Annotated in this window: 11 protein-coding genes and 1 other annotated feature; of the genes, 9 read left to right on the top strand and 2 right to left on the bottom strand. The window is 33.6% G+C overall.

Annotated features, from left to right (window positions below; translation table 11 throughout):
• The first annotated feature begins 281 nt into the window (after window positions 1-281).
• Complete coding sequence (locus DES36_RS12580) at window positions 282-1,685, top strand: MATE family efflux transporter (protein ID WP_113921599.1); 1,404 nt, start codon at window positions 282-284, stop codon at window positions 1,683-1,685.
• 135 nt (window positions 1,686-1,820) lie between these two features.
• Here DES36_RS12580 and DES36_RS12575 read toward each other — a convergent pair whose 3' ends face one another.
• Window positions 1,821-3,200 (bottom strand): PhoH family protein, encoded by a 1,380-nt coding sequence (locus DES36_RS12575; RefSeq protein ID WP_113921562.1) that lies wholly within the window; start codon window positions 3,198-3,200, stop codon window positions 1,821-1,823.
• 293 nt (window positions 3,201-3,493) lie between these two features.
• Here DES36_RS12575 and DES36_RS12570 point away from each other — a divergent pair, with 293 nt between their 5' ends.
• From DES36_RS12570 to abc-f, 5 genes are all read left to right on the top strand, one after another.
• Complete coding sequence (locus DES36_RS12570; protein ID WP_423230763.1) at window positions 3,494-4,966, top strand: protein adenylyltransferase SelO; 1,473 nt, start codon at window positions 3,494-3,496, stop codon at window positions 4,964-4,966.
• A gap of 301 nt (window positions 4,967-5,267) precedes the next feature.
• The gene (locus DES36_RS12565) at window positions 5,268-6,278 is read left to right on the top strand and encodes an aldo/keto reductase (protein ID WP_113921560.1); all 1,011 of its coding nucleotides are present in this window, start codon (window positions 5,268-5,270) and stop codon (window positions 6,276-6,278) included.
• A gap of 148 nt (window positions 6,279-6,426) precedes the next feature.
• A complete protein-coding gene (locus DES36_RS12560; RefSeq protein WP_113921559.1) occupies window positions 6,427-7,065 on the top strand; it encodes a DUF3786 domain-containing protein in 639 nt (212 codons plus the stop codon).
• 268 nt (window positions 7,066-7,333) lie between these two features.
• The gene (locus tag DES36_RS12555) at window positions 7,334-9,028 is read left to right on the top strand and encodes a methyl-accepting chemotaxis protein (RefSeq protein ID WP_170128299.1); all 1,695 of its coding nucleotides are present in this window, start codon (window positions 7,334-7,336) and stop codon (window positions 9,026-9,028) included.
• Between the two features lie 531 nt (window positions 9,029-9,559).
• Window positions 9,560-11,200, top strand: coding sequence for a ribosomal protection-like ABC-F family protein (gene abc-f, locus DES36_RS12550; protein WP_113921557.1), 1,641 nt, complete (start codon window positions 9,560-9,562; stop codon window positions 11,198-11,200).
• 143 nt (window positions 11,201-11,343) lie between these two features.
• Here the strand turns inward: abc-f and DES36_RS12545 are convergent, their stop codons facing one another.
• Window positions 11,344-12,084 (bottom strand): SDR family NAD(P)-dependent oxidoreductase, encoded by a 741-nt coding sequence (locus tag DES36_RS12545; protein WP_113921556.1) that lies wholly within the window; start codon window positions 12,082-12,084, stop codon window positions 11,344-11,346.
• A 262-nt stretch (window positions 12,085-12,346) separates the two neighbouring features.
• Here DES36_RS12545 and DES36_RS12540 point away from each other — a divergent pair, with 262 nt between their 5' ends.
• The 3 genes from DES36_RS12540 (at window position 12,347) to DES36_RS12530 (ending at window position 15,822) form a co-directional block, all read left to right on the top strand.
• Window positions 12,347-12,823, top strand: a complete 477-nt coding sequence (locus tag DES36_RS12540; RefSeq protein WP_113921555.1) for a MarR family winged helix-turn-helix transcriptional regulator — start codon at window positions 12,347-12,349, stop codon at window positions 12,821-12,823.
• A 4-nt stretch (window positions 12,824-12,827) separates the two neighbouring features.
• The gene (locus DES36_RS12535; RefSeq protein WP_113921598.1) at window positions 12,828-14,174 is read left to right on the top strand and encodes a citrate synthase; all 1,347 of its coding nucleotides are present in this window, start codon (window positions 12,828-12,830) and stop codon (window positions 14,172-14,174) included.
• 96 nt (window positions 14,175-14,270) lie between these two features.
• Window positions 14,271-14,516 (top strand) — a binding site (T-box leader).
• A 274-nt stretch (window positions 14,517-14,790) separates the two neighbouring features.
• Entirely contained in the window at window positions 14,791-15,822 is a 1,032-nt protein-coding gene (locus DES36_RS12530) for an ABC transporter substrate-binding protein (RefSeq protein WP_113921554.1), read from the top strand.
• Window positions 15,823-15,870 lie beyond the last annotated feature (48 nt).

The raw sequence follows: 15,870 nt of genomic DNA, 5'->3' as shown, positions 1-15,870 counted from the left end.
CTCCTCTCATATTCTTATTTTCTGTAATATTTTACTACTTTCAGACTAAAAGTCAAAACTAATTTACAATATTAAGATAACATAAGATTACTTTTATTTTATATAAGTAGATGTTATAATTGTACGTGCAATTATTATGAAGATGAGCAAGAACATTTTTTCTACAGAAGATGATGTATATAGAGTAGAAAAAAACAATATAGTCATACTTAATGAGAATCGAAAGATTCTTTGAATAATCCATGTAAATGGAGGACATTTTGAAAAGGGTGATGAATAATATGGACAGTACAAGACAATTAGGTGAAGATAAAATATCTAAACTACTTTTGAAATTTTCAATTCCGGCAATCGTAGGTATGCTGGTAAACGCTTTATACAATGTTGTAGATCGAATTTTTATCGGTAATGGAGTAGGCTCCTTAGGAATCGCAGGAATTACCGTATCTTTTCCAGTAATGTTAGTAATTATGGCGTTTTCTATGCTAGTGGGAGTAGGGGCAAATGCTTTAGTTGCTATTCGATTAGGAGAACAAAGAAAAGAAGAAGCAGAATTGATTTTTGGCAATGCTGTTGTTCTCTTAATAGGAATATCTACGATTATATCGATAACTGGATTAGTATTATTAGATCCTATACTGGAATTATTAGGTGCAAGTAAGGAAGTATTACCTTATGCTAGGGCCTATTTAAGAATCATACTAATAGGAACCGTTTTTCAATCTACATCTATGGGTATGAACAATTTTATTCGTTCTGATGGAAACCCTAAAATGGCAATGAATACCATGCTTATTGGAGCAGTAATTAATACGATTTTTGATCCAATATTTATCTTTGGATTTGGTTGGGGGATGGAAGGCGCTGCCCTTGCCACAATCATGTCTCAATTTGTCTCCTTCATATGGGTGTTTAGTTATTTCTTAAGAGGCAAAAGCACTATTAAGATTCGTAGAAAAAATTTAAGACTAGAGCTAAGAATTATTGGCAGCATCTTTGCTATGGGATTTGCACCTTTTCTTATGCAAATCGCAGCTAGCTTGTTAAACTTTATTATGAATAAGAGCCTTGTTCAATACGGAGGGGACATTGCTATATCTGCTATGGGAATCGTTAATAGTATTTTGACTCTTATGATTATGCCTCTATTTGGAATTAATCAAGGATCTCAACCTATAATTGGTTATAATTATGGTGCCAGACAATTTAATCGAGTAAAAGAAACCTATAAGCTTGCGGTTATCATTGCAACGATTATAACAACATTTGGATTTATCATTATACAAGTGTTTCCTGGTTTTTTAATAAAATTATTTAATAATACAGAACCAGAGTTGATTTCTTTTGGCATTATTGCCTTAAGGAGATTCACATTATTTTTGCCGCTTATTGGTTTTCAAATCGTTTCATCAAATTACTTTCAAGCCATTGGAAAGCCTACCCACTCAGCTTTGCTTAGTTTGTCTAGACAAGTGTTAATCTTAATACCTTTACTTCTTATATTGCCTAATTTTATGGGCTTAGAAGGAGTCATTACAGCAGGACCTATAGCAGATTTTCTAGCGAGTATGATCACAGGTGTTTTTATCTATTTTGAATTGCAGAGTCTTATGAAGAAGGAAGTAGAAAATTCGAATAAAGAGGATAGTTTTAAAAAGAACGATGAAATATTAAAAGATTTTTAAAGTAGTGGAAAGTGGAATGTGGAAAGCGGAACTTTATTTCTAGTTTCCCTTTTTCGTACTTTAATATTAAATGGACGACGATTCTGTCGTCCATTTATAGCCCTTAGTAGCTTTTACTTAGAACTTACAACTTACTTACATATTTAAAGCAGCCTCATAAGCTAAATCAGAACGTTCACATTCTTCATCTGTTAAGGTGATTTGATAACAGAGTTTACTTCCTTTCATTTTTTCTGAAGCGTAACTTAATCCATTGGTTCTGCTGTCTAAAAATGGCTGATCTATTTGTGCTGGGTCTCCAGTTAAAATAATCTTTGTACCTCTTCCAGCTCTAGTAATAATGCCCTTTACTTGTTTTGGCGTTAAGTTTTGTGCTTCATCAATAATAACCCATTGATTAGCAATAGAACGACCTCTTAAATAAGCCATGGCTTCTGCATTGATGATATTATTTCCAAATAGTTCATCAATTTTTTCTTTGACTCTTTTGTCACAATCAAGAAGACTTTTATCACTTTGTTCTAATAAAATTTCTAGATTATCCATAATTGGCCTTAAGAAGGGTGCGATTTTTTCTTGTTCCGTTCCAGGAAGAAAACCAATATCTTCATCAAACTTTACATTTGGTCTGCAAATAAGTATTTTTCGGTAGACGAGAGGTTCTTCTCTTAGCATCTTATGTAATCCAACGGCAAGTGAAAAAAAGGTTTTAGCGGTGCCAGCTGGTCCTTTGATAATAACTAAAGGGGCTGTTTCAGGGCTCATCATTAATATTTCCTGCATAAATTTTTGCCCTGAATTTCTAGGGATCACTCCATAGGGGCGTTCTTTTAAAAAACGAAGGGGGACGATTTTTTGACCATCAAATCGTGCTAGAGCAGTTTGTTTCTCATTACCTTCTCCATGAAGAATTAAAAATTGATTGATAACGAAATCCTCTGCAGTCAATACACTACCATATTTGTATAAACTTACGTCCTCCGGATTTAAATTTTGACAACTGTAGAAATAATCAATTTTTTCTTTTGAAGTATACACATCAAGACGCCCAGAATACTGTTCTTCATAATTAGGAGCTTGTTCTGTGAAAAAATCTTGAGCTATAATACCCAAGATATCGGCTTTGATTCGTGCAAATACGTCTTTGGTAATAAGATATACTTTTTCTCCTTTCTCATGGAGACCTATACATACCTTAAGTATTCTATTATCGTTAACACTACCTTGCCAGCTTTCATTTAATACAACATTATGAAAATTCATTTCAATACGGAGAAATGAGCCATTATCAAGTAGTATACCAGAGTTAAGGTTTCCCTTTTCCCTTAAACTATCTAATAATCTAGCTACATGTCTTGCATTTGCACCTAGTTCCGAACTCTCCTTTTTGAATTTATCTAACTCCTCAATCACAACTGCAGGAATAACAACATTATTATCCTCAAATGAGTAAAGTGAATAAGGATTATGAAGTAGAACATTTGTGTCAAGTACAAAAGTTTTTTTTGAGTTCATCAAATTCTCTCCTATCTGTATACATTTTAATAAAGTATTGATTATTCTGTCATCTGTAGAGATATGAGGTGTTTTTTATAATATATGCAAGTGTTAAGCAAAAAATATTTAAAAATATGGAGACGATTTGTCGAATGTATTAAGTGAGCTATATATATTCCTTTTATACAAATCTTGTTTTGACTATAGTGGATAAAGGTATAATTGAAGCATATAATAAAAATATTAACTTTTTGTAATGCTCAAATTAAGTTTAAGTATATATTTTAGAAAATCAGATGAAAGCAGGAAAAATTATGGAAAAAGATAAACATTTAGAAATAGGCTGGAACTTTGATAATACGTATTCTTTATTACCAGAGTTTTTTTATTCTAAAGTAGAGCCAAATCCAGTAGACTCACCTAAATTAGTCGTACTAAATCAGTCTGTAGCAAATTTATTAGGCTTAGATGTACATGCTTTAGAGAGGGAAGAAGGAATTCATATTTTAGCTGGTAATTCACTTCCAAAAGGAGCACTCTCTATTGCACAGGCTTATGCTGGTCATCAATTTGGATATTTTACCATCCTGGGTGATGGACGGGCTATGTTAATAGGCGAACAAATAACCCCTGCAAGAGAAAGATATGATATTCAATTAAAGGGAAGCGGTAGGACAAAGTTTTCAAGAGGAGGGGATGGTAGAGCTGCACTTGGTCCTATGTTAAGAGAATACATCATTAGTGAAGCAATGCATTATCTCGGTATACCAACCACTCGTAGTTTAGCAGTGGTAGCAACAGGAGAGACTGTTCGTAGGGAGAGAAATTTATCAGGAGCTATTCTTACGAGAGTGGCTTCAAGTCATATTCGAGTTGGGACCATTCAATTTGCATCAAAGTATGGATCAAGAGAAGAATTAGATGCTTTGGTAAGATACTCTTTAAAACGCCATTATCCAAGCCAAGCAGCCAGTGCCAATTCGAGTCTTACACTTCTAGAAGAGGTTTGTAAAGTGCAAGCAGAACTCATCGCCAGATGGCAATTAGTTGGTTTTATTCATGGAGTCATGAATACAGATAATATGACCATAAGTGGTGAAACAATTGATTATGGTCCATGCGCTTTTATGGATACTTATGATCCTAAAACTGTATTTAGCTCAATTGACACGAATGGGCGATATGCATATGAAAATCAACCTGTTATTGGAAATTGGAATCTATGTAGATTAGCAGAGGCCATGCTGCCATTAATAGATGAAAATCAAGACAAAGCTATTAAACTTGCTCAAGCAGCCATTGAAAAGTATGATGAATTATATCATGTGAAGTGGTTAGAAGGTATGAGAAAGAAACTAGGGCTAACAAATATAGAGTCTGAAGATGAGTCTTTAGTAGAGGAACTTCTCTCTATAATGCATAAATACAAGGCGGACTATACAAATACTTTTGTATCCTTAACCTTCAATCAAATTGAGGGGATGGCTCTAATGGATAAGCCCGAATTTGTAGAGTGGCATAAAAAATGGCAGAGCAGATTAGGTAGACAAGGTGAAAGTAAAGAGTCTATTAGAGATCTTATGAAAAACAACAATCCAGCTATTATACCAAGAAACCACAGAGTGGAAGAAGCTCTCGAATCTGCTGAAAAAGGTGATTATAACGTAATAAAAAAACTATTAGATGTTTTATCAAGACCCTATGATCACAACCCAGATCAAAAAGAATACGCCACCTTACCACCAGCTTCGAGCTGCTCATATCGTACTTTCTGTGGAACATGAAACGCCGAAGGCGCTTCATGTTCCAAGTTCTAAGTGAATTACATTGTTGAACGATGGTTAAACAGTGGGAAGGTGACTGGTAGGCAGTAGGAACGCAATTGTTAATGACGTTTCTTCTATTGACACCTCAGCCCTTGCACGGTCATCCTGAGGCTTAAGCCGAAGGATCTTATATTATCTCGCCTACAGGCGAGTTCAGCTTTCAGCTTCTAACTTTTCGCTTTTCACTATTTAGTATTGGAATTCCACTACAAGTCCATATATAATATAAATAAAGAGATAACTTACGTGAGGTGAAAATATGAAGCAAATCCGATTAGGGCGGACAGCGCTTTATGTGTCGAAAACGGCATTTGGAGCATTGCCCATTCAAAGAGTAAGTATAGAGGAATCCGATGCTATACTAAAAAGGGCTTTTGAAAGTGGAATAAATTTTTACGATACAGCAAATATGTACACAGATAGTGAAATGAAAATCGGTCACGCATTACATGATGTTCGAGATCAGATTGTTATCGCTACCAAATCCCAAGTATTTGATAAGGAAAAAATCCTAAAAAATATTGATCAAAGCCTAAAGAGTTTACAAACAGATTATATCGATATTTTTCAATTCCATAATCCTGATGAGCTTCCTTCAGAAGATATATATGAAGCAGTTTATAAGGAAAAGGAAAAAGGTAAAATAAAACATATTGGAATGACAAATCATCGACTGAATTTGGCATTTGATGCAGTGAAATCAGGTCTTTATGAGACTATGCAATTTCCTTTTTCTCTATTATCACAAGAGAAAGAGATCGCATTAGTAGAAGAGTGTAAAAGAACAGATACTGGATTTATTGCTATGAAGGCTATGGCGGGAGGCCTTATTAATGATAGCCGGGCTTCTTTTGGTTTTATGGAACAATACGAAAATGTAGTGCCCATTTACGGCATACAACGCCTTAGTGAATTAGAAGAATTTATATCTTTAGCAAATAATCCACCATTGTATAATGAAGACTTAAAAAACGCAATAGAGAAGTCTAAAGAGGGTTTATCAGGTGATTTTTGTAGAGGTTGTGGCTATTGCTTACCATGCCCCGCTGAAATCGATATCCCCCAAAGTGCTAGAATCAGCTTACTTATGACGAGATCTCCAGCAGAACCTTATCTTACAGAAGAATTTGCTCAAAAAATGGAAAAAATCAATGATTGTATTGAATGTGGAAAATGCAAGAGTAGATGCCCCTACGAGTTGGATACGCCAAATCTGTTGAAGAGAGAATTAGATCGATATCGCAAACTGTACAATGACATAAATCAATAAAAGTGCTATAAAATTTCAGCGACCAGTGATAGGGTCAAGTATCATAGGTCAAAGATTCAATCTTTATATAAAAAAGGTTTAGATATTAGCTAAGTTAAAAAATAGAACTTTTCTAATATAAAAATAGATACAGCGGGAGGAGAAAAAAATGCGCGAGCATCAAGAAAAAGTGCCTTTTGATTATATTGTAGACAAGTTTTCAAAAATGGACCCTAATGTAATTGCCACAACACTAGGAATTCCTTATAATGAGACGAACAAATCCTTTGAATTAGAAATGATGAAGGAAACCTATAAAGTCTTTTATCCAAGTGGTAAGGTATATACCGCGTCAGGAGAAGAGATTACTTCTTATGTGCTTAAGACCATTATTGTAAGGTATTTAGTCAATGGAAAGGGGACTTCTTTAACAGGAAAATACATTACGTATAAAGAAATAAAGGATGGGCAAATTTACTATCCTAATTTTTATAAGAGAACGATTTTAAGATTATCTCAATTGTATAGTGAAAATAAAGAAGTATTCCGAAAAAATGCTGAGTTAGTAAAAGCAAAATTCCTAGAACAAGGCGACCTGTCCTTTTCTTTTGACTTTATGAAAAATGTAAATTTTTTGTTTGTATTTTATGATGAAGACGAAGAATTTGATGCATCAGCTAATATCTTGATGGATCAAAATATAGAAGATTATTATAATGCAGAAGATTTAGCGGTTGTAGTAGATGTGGCGATAGAATATTTTTTATACGGTTATATACCAAGGGAACTAGGGATGTACAGTTTTTAATCTATTTACATAAAAGATTTGTTGCTACATTAGTGTATATATGCAGACTCAAGCCACATTGTGGACCTGACCTGCATTTTTTATTGCTTACTTTTAAATTAAAGTCCTCGTAATAATTAATAGGATCCTTAAAATTATGAACAAAGTGCCGATATAAATATGTGACAAGCAAAGATAAAATCTGTATTTCTATACTACTATGTAGTTCCAAAAACACTTTAAATTATGTAGTGAGGATAGATAATGCAAAATGAAGGAGAACAGAAAAATGAAAATTAAGTGGAAAATTGTACTAGTATCAGTTAGTATTATTGTGGTACTAACATTATCAATAGTCTCATTTACAAACTTTAAGGTAAATGATCTTATTCTTTCCAAAACTACTGAAGAATTACAAAATTATTCCAATATGGGCTTGCAGTTATTTGATATTGCGTATGATGGCGATTGGTCCGTTATAGATGGAGAGCTTTACAAAGGTGATGTACGAATTAATGAAAATTATGAAGTGCTTGATGATTTTACAAAAGGAACCAGTGTGCAATCTACAATATTCCAGAATGATACCAGAATCACCACCAATATTCTGGATGAAAGTGGAAAACGTATGATTGGAACGCAAGCTTCAGATGAGGTGATTGAGCAGGTTCTTATTCAAGGAAAACCATATTCTGGAACTGCTGATATTTTAGGAAAGTCAGCTCAAACATATTATGTACCTCTAAAGGATAGTAATGATGCTGTAATTGGAATGTGGTTTGTAGGAATATATACTGATGTAGTTTCACAGACGATTAATGCTACTGTCATAATGATTGTGCTTCTAGCAGGAGCATTAATGATTACAGGAATAATTGTTTCGTATTTTCTTGGAAATACTATCGCTAAAGGAATCAATATGATTCAGAATAGACTTCAACTTATGGAAGAAGGAAAATTCGATTTCCAGTTTGAAGAAAAACTATTAAATAGAAAGGATGAAGTAGGAGTAATTGCACAATCATCGCAAAATATGCAGATGAAATTTGCAGGTATCATTAAAAATATTCAAGCAGAATCGGAAAATGTAAAAACAATTGCAGATAAATCATTAACAAGAATGAAAGAAGTTCATGGAAATATTGAAGATATATCAGCAACAACAGAAGAACTGTCAGCTGGAATGGAAGAAACATCTGCATCAACAGAAGAAATGAATGCATCTACTTATGCAATAGAAAATGAAGTGTCAAACATGAAAGAAAGAACCTTACATGGAGAGCAACTATCAAATGAAATCAAACAACGAGCAGGAAAGCTTAAATTAGAAACCGGAATATCACAGAAAAATGCAATAGATATTTATGATAGAACCAATACTCAATTACGAGAGTCTATAATAAAGACGAAAGCAATAGAAGAAATTAAAGAGCTTTCTGAGGCTATCTTACAAATCACTTCTCAGACAAATCTACTAGCATTAAATGCTTCGATTGAAGCGGCTAGAGCGGGTGAAGCAGGAAAAGGATTTGCAGTCGTCGCAGATGAAATCAGGGTGTTAGCTGAAAATTCTAAAAATGCAGTATCAAGAATTAATGACGTTACATACAATGTTTCCGAAGCAGTGGAAAGTGTTGTGCAAGATTCGAAGGCGCTTCTAGACTTTGTTGATAATCAGGTAGTAAATGATTACGAAATGTTCGTAGATACCAGCATTCAATATAATCAAGATGCAGATACAATACATCAAATAGTGACTGAAATTAATACCATTTCAGAGCAATTATACGAAACAATACAGCAAATAAAACTAGCTATCGAAGAAATTACAACAGCAACAGAGGAAGGAGCACATGGCACAACGGAAATAGCAACTAGAATAACTGATATTTCTTCGAAAATAGACGATGTATTACATCAAACAATGGAAAATAAAAGAAGTGCAGAACAACTAGATGAAATGGTCGGATTCTTTCAGTTATAAGATGTAAAAGAATATATTACTTTAATAGTTTTGTGTATGAAAGGATATGGATTATAACCTTGGTGTTACAAGAATTAATCTATATTTGACAAGATAGAATACTCCTTATATAATAAAAGAAAATAGATAAATATTATAGGAAAGGCAAGGTAACTGCAGAAATGATTATTTAATTCACTTGTAAAGATTTGTTTTAAGAATGTAGCAAAGATAAGCCAATATAGGTTCTATTTATGTACATTTAAATCGATGAGTGGATAGTATTGTTTTATTGCAGAAAACTTGTTAATCTTATATAAGTATTAAACACACCGAAGTAACGGGCCAAGGGATTGTAAGCAACCGTAATAGAAATAAGATAAAATGGATTAATAGCTTATAAATTTGGCTGAGGAGCTTATGGGTATATAAGTGTATATTACATGCATTTGATAACTATGGTTGCTTAAAATCTGTTTAATGCTCTGTATTATTGATTATTAAGATAAAAATACTGCAATACTATCCTCTCAATTCAAGGGAGGATTTTTTATGTTGTTAATAGAGGGTAATGGAATAAAAAAATATTATGGAGATCGATTGATATTCAATCTAGACAATTTAAAAATATATGCAGAAGACAGGATAGGAATTGTAGGAAGAAATGGCGTAGGGAAGACAACTTTAATGAATATTTTGAGTGGGCGAATTCAGCCAGATGAAGGTTTGGTGAAATGTCATGGAAGTATTTCTTATATATCACAGCTAGAGGAACCAATATGTAAAGAAACAACTCAAGAAATAGCTTCTACATTTAAAATCAGAGCTATTTGGAGTGAGCATATGAGCGGTGGAGAAAAGACTCGATTTAAGATTGCAGATGCTTTGACAAATAACAGTTCAATATTATTTGCCGATGAACCAACTAGTAATGTAGATATGGATGGCATTACACTTATAGAGGAAATGTTTCAAGGGTACAAAGGAGCTTTACTTCTGGTTTCTCATGATCGAAATTTCTTAGATACACTGTGCAATAAAATTCTGGAAATAGAAAATGGCATGATAAAAGTATATAGTGGCAATTATTCAGATTATAAAGATCAAAAGATCCAACAAAGACAGAGAGCAGAGCTTGAGTATAATGAATATATAAAAGAGAAAAAACGTCTTGAAGGTGTCGTACATCAAACAAAGGATAAAGTGAAAAGCATTAAAAGAGCACCTAAAAGGATGGGGAGTTCTGAGGCTAGGCTTCATAAGATGGGTGGACAAAAGGCAAAAACAAATCTTGAAAGAATGGCTAAAAATGTGGAAAAGAGAATCGAACACCTTGAAGTGAAGGAAAAGCCTAAAGAACTACCTGGCATAAAATTAAATATGCTTGAAGGGGATAGACTCTATAGCAAGATAATAGTAGAAGGAGAAAATCTCAATAAATCATTTGGTAAAAAGAAGCTCTTTAAAAGCGCAAGATTTCATATAAAGAATGGATCAAAAGTAGCTCTCATAGGACCTAATGGATGTGGAAAGAGCACATTAATAAAAATGATTACGGAAAATGATGAATCTATTAAAATTGCTCAAGGTGCTAAACTCGGGTATTTTAATCAGGATTTAAATATATTAAATGCGAATCGAACTATTTTAGAAAATGTTATGGAAGAAAGCATTTATCCCGAACATTTAGCAAGAACATTATTGGCTAGTTTACTTTTTAAAGAAGACGATGTGCATAAAAAGATTCACGTCTTAAGTGGTGGAGAGCGGGTAAAGGTCTCTTTTGCCATGATTTTGTTGCAGGATATTAACCTACTTGTATTAGATGAGCCTACTAATTATATGGATATAGATGGTTTAGAGGCAATAGAGGGCGCCCTTAAAAACTATGAACAAACCATACTATTTGTTTCTCATGATCGACATTTTGTAGATGAAGTAGCAGATCACGTTCTTGCTATTGAGAACCAAAAAATTATTATGTTTACGGGGAATTATTCGGAGTATTTAAATAGTAAGGATAAAGATCAATGTAAACAAGATGAAGAAGTCCAAATGCGAAAAATAATTCTAAAGAATCGTCTTTCTGAAGTAATCAGCAAATTATCTATGCCCTCAAAAGAAGACGATGTAGCTCAATTAGATATAGAATATTATCAGATATTAGGTGAGCTAAAAATGCTACCAAAATAAAAAAATCTTCATGTGCCATAGGTAGGTATTTAGAGTATATACCTACCTTGTACTTGTGAGCAAAGTGATGTACAGAATATTTCAAAGAATAAAAAAGGACCACTCATGTAATGAATGATCCTTTACTATAAGAAAGTAGGAAATTATATCTCTACGCCACCGTCCACTTTGATAACTTGACCATCTATAAAAGAAGAGTCGTCTGTTGCTAAGAATAATGCTACATTGGCAATATCTTCAGGTACACCATGTCTTTTTAGAGGACTACCTTGGATCATTCCTTCTAAGATTCCAAGACCTCCAAAGTCATCGACCATTTTTGTATGTATTAAACCTGGTGCAATCGCGTTTACTCGAATTTCAGGACCTAGTTCCCATGCCATAGATTTTGTAAGACCATTCATAGCGTGTTTTGAAGATACGTAAGCTACAGAACCATGATGAGCGCCAAAACCTGCTACAGAAGATGTATTGATGATAACACCTTTGCCTTTTTCCTTCATAACAGGTGCGACTAATTGTGTTAAGTATAACGAAGATGTTACGTTTACATTGAATACACTATTCCATTCTTCAAGAGAAACTTCTGGCACAGGTTTTGTACTAAGTGCTCCTGCATTATTAAATAGAATATCTACTGTTCCGTATGTTTCCATGGTCTTGTCAAATAGGACTTTCATGTCATCAATCTTTGATGTATCTATAAGAACATACATAGCCTCAAAACCTTCGCTTTTGATTTGGTTTACGACTTCTTTTGCTCTCTCTTCATTTCTACCAGAAATGACTACTTTAGCCCCTTCTCGAGCAAATAATACAGCTGTAGCCCTTCCCATTCCAGATGTAGATCCTGTTACAATAGCAACTTTATTTTTTAATTTCATTTTAATTCCTCCTATGATGATATTTATTATGATGATAGATATTGTTTGATGTTTGATATAATTCTATACCTTTTTCACAATCATTAAAATGCACAATCATGATTAGTTATTAACAAAAAAATAACATAATTGTCATGAGAATGGCTGATATTAAAGAGTTTTGTCATTTTTCAATATTGACAAAATAAGAAAGTTAGAATATAATTCAATTATTAATAATTAAAAATTGAACTATCTATTATTAGAATATTAGGAAGGTTAAATGAAAAATATAACAGATGATATTATGAGTCACCATACTGCTGGAGAAAAGTTCATTATTTCAGCTATTGAAGTAAAAAAAATATATGAGAATATGTATTCTGGTTTTATGGAAGAATATGACTTAACGCAAAATGAGATCGATGTGCTTCTATTTTTATGGAAAAATGAAAAGTATGATACGGCTAGAGATATTGCAGAATATCATCACCTATCTAGATCATTAATAAGCAAATCTGTAGATGGTTTATCAAGAAAAGGGTTACTTTGTATTGTACAAGATAGACAAGATCGTCGTTTTATACATTTAAAATTATCGTCAGATGCTAAAGAAATTACAAACAAATTATTTAAAATCGAAGAAAAATTTTATAAGTCATTACAAAAGGATATAAGCCAAGACGAATTAAAGGTTTTTCTTTCCGTACTTCGCAAGATACGGAAGAATATTAGAAAGGAAGCTGATCAGATTGATTGAACGAATGGATTGGAAAAACAAAATCGATGATCTATCAAAATTATGCAGAGAAAATAGTCAAATAGATTCTTCTCTATATAAAAGGTATGATGTACAAAAAGGATTAAGAGATAAAAATGGTGTCGGTGTATTAGCAGGACTTACGAATATTTCAAGTATAGAAGCGTATAAATACGAGAATGATCAAAAAATTCCCTGTGAAGGAAAGCTACTCTATAGGGGATATAATATTATCGATTTAGTAAATGGTTATTTAAAAGATAATCAGTTTGGCTTCGAGGAGACAGCTTATTTATTGTTATTTGGTAATTTACCTAATAATAAGCAAATTACTGATTTTAAGGAACTATTAGCAAGTAGTAGATCATTGCCAACAAATTTTGTAAGAGACGTAATTATGAAGGCTCCAAGTAAAGATATTATGAATTCATTGGCAAAAGGTGTTCTGACACTTTCATCTTACGACGAACATGCTTCAGATGTATCTATTCAAACTGTTTTAGGGCAATGTATGATGTTGACAAGTGTCTTTCCAATGTTAGCTGTGTATAGTTATCATGCCTATAATCACTACGACCGAGATAAGAGCATGTACATTCATAGGCCAGATCCTAACTTATCTACAGCAGAAAATATACTGCGTATGCTTAGACCTGATATGAAGTATACCGAGCTTGAAGCAAAAGTCCTAGATTTAGCCTTAGTCCTTCATATGGAACACGGTGGAGGAAATAATTCTACATTCACTACTCATGTAGTGTCTTCTTCTGGAACAGATACTTATTCCTCTATTGCAGCAGCTCTTTGTTCTTTAAAAGGGCCAAAACATGGCGGGGCAAATATAAAAGTAGTTGAAATGATGGAAGACCTAAAACAACACGTTACTCGTTACGAGGACGAAGAGGAAGTAGGAGCTTATCTAGAAAGATTAGTAGATAAAGAAGCATTTGACAGAAAAGGGCTTATTTATGGTATCGGTCATGCAATTTACTCTTTATCTGATCCAAGAGCTACAATATTTAAAACCTTTGTAGAACAGTTGTCTGAAGAAAAAGGAAATCACGAGGAATTTGCTTTATATTCTATGATTGAGAGATTAGCTCCAAAAATAATAGAGAAAAAAAGAAATATGTACAAAGGTGTAAGTGCTAATGTGGACTTTTATAGCGGTTTTGTATATAGTATGTTAGGCATTCCATTAGAATTATTTACTCCTATATTTGCCATAGCTAGAGTTGTAGGCTGGAGTGCTCATCGCATTGAAGAGTTAATTAATGTAGATAAAATAATTCGACCCGCTTATAAAAGCGTATCAGAAGAAAAAAACTATATTCCTATGTGTGAGAGATAGATACAAATATAACACTTTTTAATCTAAAAAAGATGTCGAAAGTAAGATATATTCTCTTGACAAACCCTAATAAGGTAATTATAATTATATCAATACAAAAAAGTGATGACCAAGAACTAGTAACGATACTATATATCTTTAGAGAGAGCTTTCGGTAGGTGTGAGAAAGTAAAGATATTCATCGTGAATACATCTTGAGAGCTGCGCACCGAAAGGCTTTTGCTCAGTAGGCTGTGACGGAATCCAACCGATACCATGGAGAAGCGATGATGGTCGCTTAATTGAGATTGATGTGCAAACATCGAAGACAAGGTGGTACCGCGAATACTATTCGCCCCTGTTATATTACTATAACGGGGGCCTTTTTTTCGTGAACTAACGAGCTAAGCGAAAGTGGAGCTTTCGCAGGATTCGGTTAACTGCACAGACAAATGGCTTGCCAATTTGGATGTGCAGTTAACCGAATCCGTAAATGAAAGCTTTAGCTTTTATTTAGCGAGTAGCGCGACCTCGAAATCGGCATAGTCGATTTCGAGGTATAGATGAACTAGTATGTTCAGACTCTAGGAATAGCTTTACATATACATAAAAATTAAAAATAAAAGGAGGAATTATTATGAAAAAGATAACGAAAAGAATTTCAATTCTGTTAATCACGGCATCTATCCTATTTAGTGTTGCTTGCTCTAATGGAGAGCAAGAAAAATCGGATTCAAAAGAAAATGTAACAGTGGGGATTGTTCAGTACATGGATCATATTGCTTTAGATGCTTCAAAGGATGGATTTATTGATGCATTAAAGGATAATGGCTATAAGGATGGAGAAAATATGACCATTGACCTGCAAAATGCCCAAGGGGATCAAAGTAATTTAGGAAGTATTAGTGACCGCTTTGTAAGCAATAAGGTAGATTTGGTATTAGCTATTGCTACGCCAGCAGCTCAAGCCATCGCAGGTAAGACTACAGAGATTCCAATACTCGCTACTGCAGTAACGGATTTTGAATCAGCTAGATTAGTCGATTCAAATGATACACCAGGAGGAAATGTAACAGGAACCTCAGATATGAATCCTATAAAAGAACAAATTGATCTTTTGATCGATCTTGTACCTGAGGCAAAAACCGTAGGTGTTTTATATACTTCTAGTGAAGACAATTCTATTTTACAAGCTAATATGGCAAAAGAAGCTATTGAAGCAGCAGGTCTTAAATATGAGGAAGTAACAGTAACCAATTCTAATGATGTACAACAAGCTACTCAGGCTATAGTAGATAAATGCGATGCGATCTATATTCCTACAGATAATGTTTTCTCTTCTGCAATGCCTGTAGTTAGTGGAATCACTACGAAGTCAAAGACTCCTGTTATTTGTGGTGAAGAAGCTATGCTTCAAAATGGAGGATTAGCGACATTAGGAATCAGTTACTATGATTTGGGATACCAAACAGGACAAATGGCCGTTAAAGTCTTAAAAGGGGAAGCAGAGGCTGCTAGTATGCCTGTTGAAAAATCAACACAGTTTAATTTTGCTATAAATGGTGAAATTGCAGAAGAAATAGGTATAAAAATTCCTGAAGATTTGCAAAAATATATTATTAACTCAAACTTCGCACATCATAAATGGCATAAATCCATTGCAACATAATACTTTCACCTAAAAATAAAGTGTTATGCACAGCATTTTAGGTTGTTT

Origin of the sequence: Alkalibaculum bacchi, assembly GCF_003317055.1 — a bacterium.
GTDB classification, from domain to species: domain Bacteria; phylum Bacillota; class Clostridia; order Eubacteriales; family Alkalibacteraceae; genus Alkalibaculum; species Alkalibaculum bacchi.
The sequence above is the reverse complement of the archived record's forward strand: the minus strand, read 5'-3'. Positions and strand labels throughout refer to the sequence as shown.

What these genes read in the sequence shown, in the direction of transcription:
- DES36_RS12580 (WP_113921599.1), top strand. Translation starts at nt 282, where the DNA reads ATGGACAGTACAAGACAATTAGGTGAAGATAAAATATCTAAACTACTT.
- DES36_RS12575 (WP_113921562.1), bottom strand. Translation starts at nt 3,200, where the DNA reads ATGAACTCAAAAAAAACTTTTGTACTTGACACAAATGTTCTACTTCAT.
- DES36_RS12565 (WP_113921560.1), top strand. Translation starts at nt 5,268, where the DNA reads ATGAAGCAAATCCGATTAGGGCGGACAGCGCTTTATGTGTCGAAAACG.
- DES36_RS12560 (WP_113921559.1), top strand. Translation starts at nt 6,427, where the DNA reads ATGCGCGAGCATCAAGAAAAAGTGCCTTTTGATTATATTGTAGACAAG.
- DES36_RS12555 (WP_170128299.1), top strand. Translation starts at nt 7,334, where the DNA reads ATGAAAATTAAGTGGAAAATTGTACTAGTATCAGTTAGTATTATTGTG.
- abc-f (WP_113921557.1), top strand. Translation starts at nt 9,560, where the DNA reads ATGTTGTTAATAGAGGGTAATGGAATAAAAAAATATTATGGAGATCGA.
- DES36_RS12545 (WP_113921556.1), bottom strand. Translation starts at nt 12,084, where the DNA reads ATGAAATTAAAAAATAAAGTTGCTATTGTAACAGGATCTACATCTGGA.
- DES36_RS12540 (WP_113921555.1), top strand. Translation starts at nt 12,347, where the DNA reads ATGAAAAATATAACAGATGATATTATGAGTCACCATACTGCTGGAGAA.
- DES36_RS12535 (WP_113921598.1), top strand. Translation starts at nt 12,828, where the DNA reads ATGGATTGGAAAAACAAAATCGATGATCTATCAAAATTATGCAGAGAA.
- DES36_RS12530 (WP_113921554.1), top strand. Translation starts at nt 14,791, where the DNA reads ATGAAAAAGATAACGAAAAGAATTTCAATTCTGTTAATCACGGCATCT.